A 5764-nucleotide genomic window follows, 5' to 3' on the forward strand; every position below is an offset into this window, starting at 1 on the left:
ACAGTTAATGCCACAGACTGCTGTGAGTCTACTTTTATTAGAAATCGAGCGTCAGCGAGAATTTCTGTTGTCACAGGGGCTGGCATTCGAGTTAGTTTCACTGGAAATTTAGTGCCTATATACTAGTGCAAGATGTGAGTATCCCCACCGAACCGTTGTCTCTAAATGTGGGTAGTTTGGTTTTTGGTCGGCGCAGTCTCAGCGGCTCCTTGATTGGCGGCATCAAGGAAACTCAAGAGATGTTGGACTTTTGCGGCAAGCATCATATTACGGCTGATATCGAACTCATCCCGATTCAGAAAATAAACGAAGCTTACGATCGATTGGTAAAAAGCGACGTAAAATACCGCTTTGTTATTGATATGGCTTCACTAGGTTTGGTCAGCGGTTGAAACCGCTGCTTATGATGCAAAGTCTGCCTACGCAGACTAAGACCAAGATTTTCAACCCGCGTAGGTGGGTTTTGCAACACTAGCAGCGGTTTCAACCGCTAACTTCCAACAGCATGAATACTCTCACCCGCCCTCGCGAACTGATTTACACCGACTGGACACTGACCGAACCTGAATTCGACCCAGCAAAATTGCGCGCCAGAGAAACCGTATTTACGATCGGTAATGGTTATTTAGGCACACGCGGCAGCTTTGAAGAAGGCTACTCCAAAGCGTTGCCAATTACCTTAATTAATGGGGTTTATGACGATATCCCCGTGGTGTATACGGAGCTAGCAAATTGTCCCGACTGGCTGTTATTAATAGTCATCGTCAATGGCGAACAGTTCCGGTTAGATCGCGGTGAAATCCTTGCCTACGAGCGGCGGCTGGACTTGCGACAGGGGGTGTTGAGTCGATCGATCCGTTGGCGCAGTCCAACTGGTAATACCGTAGATTTAAAGTTCGAGCGGTTTGCGAGTTTGGCAGACGAACAGGTATTAGCACTGCGGTGTGAGATTACACCGATCGATTTTGATGGCAACATCGAAGTCCAGTCTAGTATTAATGGTTATCCCGAAAATCAAGGCTTCGACCACTGGGAGCATCTCGACAGAGGTAAGACAGAACGAGGAGTCTGGTTACACGTTCGCACTCGCAGTACCCAGATCGAACTCGGTATGGCTGCGAAAATGACTACGAGCGTCACTGAGGCGATATCGCAGGTCATAAATACCCCTGACTGTCCCACCCTAACAACTACTTTTGTCGCCACAATCGGTCAGAGTGTCAGCGTAGAGAAGCTAGTAACGGTGTTCACCTCTCGCGAGACCAAATCGCCAGTTCAGGCGGCTCAAACCAAATTAGCCACACTTCCAGCCTATTCGATCCTCCTTGCCGCCCATCAACAGGCGTGGAACGCAGTTTGGGAGTACAGCGATATCGAGATTGAGGGCGATCTTACCGCTCAATTAGCAGTGCGCTACAACTTGTTTCAACTCTTCATTGGTGGCTGTACCAATCAGGGGTCTTTAGATACCGACCCTGACAGCGTTCCCGCCAAAACCTTGTCAGGATTTGGCTATCGGGGGCATATCTTTTGGGATACAGAAATCTTTATCTTGCCATTTTTCACCTTCACGCAACCGACGATCGCGCGTAGCCTCCTTGACTATCGCTATGACACCCTACCAGGAGCAAGACGCAAAGCAGCCCACGCTGGTTACAAAGGGGCAATGTTTGCCTGGGAAAGTGCGGCAACTGGCGATGAGATGACTCCCAAATGGTCGCTGTCGAGCGATCCTTATGTAGAACCTGTCCGAATTTGGAATGGGGAGCGCGAAATTCACATTACTGCCGACATTGCCTATGCTGTCTGGCAATACTGGCAAGCAACGGGCGACGATGAGTGGATGCGCGATCGCGGATCTGAAATCATCCTCGATACTGCTCTATTCTGGCTGAGTCGGGTGGAGTGGCACGAAAAACAGCAACGCTACGAACTGTGTGGAGTCATCGGTACTGATGAGTATCATGAGGATGTGCGAAACAATGCCTACACCAATCGGCTAGTGCAATGGCATCTACAAAAGGCTGTGGAAGTCCATGAGTGGCTACAAGAAACGTTTCCAGCGCGGGCGATCGAACTAGCTCGACAGCTCGAACTTACGCCAGTGCAGCTACTAGCTTTTCACTCGACGATCTCGCTGATGTACATCCCTTACGATCCTCAAACATTGCTAATCGAGCAATTTGAGGGCTTTTTCGCACTCCAAGATCTCAATTTAAGCGACTATGAGCCGCGCACTCGATCGATCCAATCTGTCCTCGGCATGGCGACAACGAATCAGAGCCAGGTAATCAAGCAACCCGACGTGCTGATGCTGCTCTACCTCTTATTCAACACGCCAGAATTTGCCAATCGTCAGGATATCTTGCACGAAAACTGGAACTACTACACTCCCCGCACCGATAGCCGTTATGGATCGTCCCTCGGTTCATCCGTTCAAGCCCTCCTCGCCGCAACCCTGGATAAATCGGCAGATGCCTACGAACATTTTATGCGGGCAGCCTCGATCGATCTCACCAACACTTTCGGTAACACCGAAGATGGTATTCATGCCGCTTCCGCTGGCGGTCTCTGGCAAGCAATAGTATTCGGCTTTGGCGGTATCCAACTCACCGAAAACGGCCCCGTGGCAACTCCCCATCTGCCACAGAATTGGACGCGGCTCAAATTCAAACTCAACTGGCGTGGCACCTGGCACCATTTCAACCTCTCGCCCTCAGTTGTTTCAACTACAGATATTCAGGGTTTTATCTTCGATGTCGATGGCGTGTTGACTGATACTGCCGAATATCACTACAAGGCTTGGCAACGACTGGCGGATGAAGAGGGATTGCCCTTCGACAGACAGGCAAATGAAGCACTGCGGGGTGTATCTCGCCGCGAGTCTCTGATGCACATCATCGGCATTCGACAGTATTCGGCAGCAGATCTTCAGAAAATGATGGAGCGCAAAAATCGTTATTATCTGGAATCGATCGCCACTATTACACCCCAAGATCTGTTTCCAGGAGCCGTTGAGTTATTACAAGAACTCAGACAAGCGGGCATCAAAATCGCGATCGGTTCTGCGAGTAAAAATGCCCGCACTGTCATCGAGAAATTAGGGATTGGGAATCTGGTGGATGCGATCGCTGATGGAGATAGTGTCGATGCTCCTAAGCCAGCCCCAGACTTATTTCTGTATGCAGCTCAACAGATTGGACTTGCACCCGATCGATGTGTGGTGGTCGAAGATGCCACTGTGGGCGTTCAAGCGGCGATCGCGGCAGGAATGCGATCGATCGGTATCGGCCCAATTAATCGCGTTGGAGCCGCTGATATCGTCCTACCAAACCTCGTTGGCGTTCACTTAGTCGATCTTCAAGCTCAATTAAAACTAGCTCCAAAAAACTTCTCTCAACCTATTGAAATACCAATCCTTTAAATCAAAGGGCAATTCATGAATTGCCCCTACCTAACCCGAGTTCTGCTTAAGAATGACCCAGAGACTGTTCGCGTTCGCCAAGCGTCTGCCTCCGCAGAAGCGTTCCCGTTCGCGTAGCGTCTCGAAGAGAAGGGTAGGCTCGGCTAATGATCCGAAGTCCGCCTACGCGGACTAGGAAATTCAGTCCGCGTAGGCGGACTTTGCACCATTAGCACCGATTTCAATCGAGTGCGGTACTTGAGCGAAGCAAATATCCTTAACCCGTTGGCGTAGCCTCTCCGCAAGGAGAAACTCACGTTACCTAGCAATTAGAATTTCCAGACTGTAAATAAACAAGATTATTCAGGAGAAAATCAAAATGAATCAAGCTCAATTTACCGATGAAATCACCCTCGCAGCCCGAGCCGAAAAATCAGGAGAAACGGCACTTTTGATGGGATTAATTCCCAGCTTTGTCGTGCGGCATTTTCAATGGTAGTTGGGAATTTTATATCTCCGATGAAACTGCCCAACAACTCACGCCAGAAGAAGCTTATTTCCAGCTCAAACGATTGGTCGATCGACGTAGCCCACATTAAAAGCCAAATATCGAACTAATTAGGAGAAAAAATTATGCCAGATATTATCAGTCGTGAGATTCAACTAATCTCTCGCCCCACCGGAATGCCCACACCACATAACTTTACCCTCGCCCAAACCAAACTAGAGCCGCTTCAAAATGGGCAGGTACTAGTTCGCAATCTCTATATGTCCGTAGACCCCTATATGCGCGGTCGGATGAATGGCGGGAAATCCTATGTGCCACCATTCGAGTTAGGCAAACCCATGAGCGGTGGTGCCGTCGGTGAAGTAGTCCAATCCCACGCGCCAGAATTCCAGCCAGGTGATGCCGTCACCTCCAACTATGGTTGGCGGGAATATTTCATCGCCACACCACCAGAGTTGCACCCAGTTAGCCGCGATCTTCAACCACTTTCCGTTTACCTTGGTGCCCTCGGTATGACAGGGTTGACTGCTTGGGCGGGGTTATATTTGGTCGATGTCAAAGCTGAGGACGTAATTTTCATTTCGGGAGCTGCTGGTGCTGTCGGAAATGTAGCTGGACAACTTGCGAAAATACGCGGCTGCGAAGTCATCGGCTCGGCAGGTTCGCTAGAGAAAGTCAAGTTTTTACGGGAAGAATGCGGTTTTGATGTCGCCTTCGATTACAAAACTAGTCCGGTGATTCCGGTTATAGAACAACTGAACTTAGCAGCATTAAACGGAATAGATGTCTACTTCGATAATGTCGGCGGTGAAATGCTCGAAGCCGCGCTCTCAGCATTGCGTGTGAATGGTCGGATTATCGCCTGTGGTGGCATCTCTGGCTACAACGCCGAAATACCCAAACCTGGCCCGACGAATCTGTTTAATATCACAACCAAACGATTGACGATGAAAGGGCTAATTGTCGGCGATTGGCTGGGTTGTCGAGGTGAATTTGAACAGGTAGTAGGTGAATATTATCGATCGGGCAAATTGAAAAATAAGGAAACAGTGGTAGTCGGAATCGACAAAGCGGTGAGCGCATTTCTCGGTCTATTTACAGGAGAAAATATCGGCAAAATGATTGTGAAATTGGATTAAATAATTTAGACAAAGCATTATTAATAAATCGTCTAAAACTTAGGAAGAACAAATGATTAATACCTTAAATAAAACCGATCTAGAACTACGGAATGACGTGCTATCCGAACTCAGCTATGAGCCAAGTGTAACAGGCACCAACATTCGGGTGTTGCTGAAAGATGGCGCAGTCACACTAAGTGGATACACTACCAGTTATCTCGAAAAATGGGCAGCCGTGAATGCTGTTAAACGGGTAACTGGGGTGAAGGCAATTACCGACGAAATCAAAGTCAAAATAGCAGATATCGATCGCCGGACAGATGAAGACATTACCCAGGCTGTCATCGATTTCCCAAGGGAAGGCTCCGCCAACGAATCGCATGGTCTACCATAATTCCCTCAGATGTTGTTGAAGTCATAGTTAATGACGGCTGGGTATCACTAGCGGGGGAAGTGGAGTGGTGGTACCAACAGAATGCTGCGGTAGATCTCGTGCAACAAATGATGGGTGTCACAGGCGTATCTAACGGGATCTCTGTCCAATCTAAAGCGGTAAAAATGGCGATTGAATAAGACATCAACTCGGCACTTAAACGCAGTGCGATCGTGGATGTAGATCGGATTCAAGTCGAGAGTGAGAATAACAAAGTGGTGCTGCGTGGTGATGTTCGCAGCTTTGCCGCACGGTATGAAGCCGAACGCATTGCTTGGTCGGAACCAGGTGTGTATTTG

Annotated in this window: 6 protein-coding genes and 1 pseudogene; all 7 read left to right on the plus strand. The window is 48.8% G+C overall.

The window, feature by feature from the left end; all coding sequences use genetic code 11:
- Positions 1-134 precede the first annotated feature (134 nt).
- Positions 135-392 (plus strand): annotated as a pseudogene (locus ACEW9I_RS14975) (NAD(P)-dependent alcohol dehydrogenase); the annotation flags it as partial.
- Between the two features lie 113 nt (positions 393-505).
- Complete coding sequence (gene pgmB, locus ACEW9I_RS14980; RefSeq protein WP_373541132.1) at positions 506-3424, plus strand: beta-phosphoglucomutase; 2919 nt, start codon at positions 506-508, stop codon at positions 3422-3424.
- Positions 3425-3876: 452 nt separating this feature from the next.
- Entirely contained in the window at positions 3877-4002 is a 126-nt protein-coding gene (locus ACEW9I_RS14985) for a hypothetical protein (RefSeq protein WP_373541133.1), read from the plus strand.
- Between the two features lie 34 nt (positions 4003-4036).
- The gene (locus ACEW9I_RS14990; protein ID WP_373541134.1) at positions 4037-5050 is read left to right on the plus strand and encodes an NADP-dependent oxidoreductase; all 1014 of its coding nucleotides are present in this window, start codon (positions 4037-4039) and stop codon (positions 5048-5050) included.
- Positions 5051-5102: 52 nt separating this feature from the next.
- A complete protein-coding gene (locus ACEW9I_RS14995; RefSeq protein WP_373541135.1) occupies positions 5103-5426 on the plus strand; it encodes a BON domain-containing protein in 324 nt (107 codons plus the stop codon).
- A 23-nt stretch (positions 5427-5449) separates the two neighbouring features.
- Positions 5450-5605, plus strand: a complete 156-nt coding sequence (locus ACEW9I_RS15000) for a BON domain-containing protein (protein WP_373541136.1) — start codon at positions 5450-5452, stop codon at positions 5603-5605.
- Between the two features lie 33 nt (positions 5606-5638).
- Positions 5639-5764, plus strand: a 126-nt coding sequence (locus tag ACEW9I_RS15005) for a BON domain-containing protein (RefSeq protein WP_373541137.1), incomplete at its 3' end; no start/stop codon positions are given.

It is taken from the genome of Chamaesiphon sp. (assembly GCF_041738855.1).
Lineage (GTDB): Bacteria > Cyanobacteriota > Cyanobacteriia > Cyanobacteriales > Chamaesiphonaceae > Chamaesiphon.

What these genes read in the sequence shown, in the direction of transcription:
- pgmB (WP_373541132.1), top strand. Translation starts at nt 506, where the DNA reads ATGAATACTCTCACCCGCCCTCGCGAACTGATTTACACCGACTGGACA.
- ACEW9I_RS14990 (WP_373541134.1), top strand. Translation starts at nt 4,037, where the DNA reads ATGCCAGATATTATCAGTCGTGAGATTCAACTAATCTCTCGCCCCACC.
- ACEW9I_RS14995 (WP_373541135.1), top strand. Translation starts at nt 5,103, where the DNA reads ATGATTAATACCTTAAATAAAACCGATCTAGAACTACGGAATGACGTG.